Source organism: Halomonas sp. SIMBA_159 (genome assembly GCF_046536035.1).
GTDB lineage: Bacteria > Pseudomonadota > Gammaproteobacteria > Pseudomonadales > Halomonadaceae > Vreelandella > Vreelandella venusta_A.
Map to the genome: position 1 here is coordinate 1 of NZ_JAWJBT010000331.1, position 288 is coordinate 288.

Consider the following 288-nt stretch of genomic DNA (forward strand, 5'->3'; position numbering starts at 1 on the left):
AAGGGAGTATCCAGATGGACGTCACCATCACCACCACCCCCGATCTCGTGCTCGTCGGCCATGCCGCGCGAGTGCCGCTCATCCATGAGGGCGCGAACCCTCACATCCAGGCGCACATCGCCGCGATCGCGCCCGAGGAGCACGCGCGCCTCAAGGCACTCGCCGACGCCGAACCGGCCGGGATCCTCGCGATCACCGCCGATGTCGAGCCGGATGCTGCAGAGGGCACGCTGCTCACATACCTGCACGGCGTCGCCCTGCAGACCACCACCGCGGTGCCCGACGACC

The 288-nt window shown here is 69.1% G+C and carries 1 protein-coding gene; it reads left to right on the forward strand.

What is annotated here, in order from left to right; genetic code table 11:
* Positions 1 to 14 precede the first annotated feature (14 nt).
* Positions 15 to 288: GyrI-like domain-containing protein (locus R0J87_RS19500; protein ID WP_498888314.1), on the forward strand; the 274-nt coding region annotated here is incomplete at its 3' end.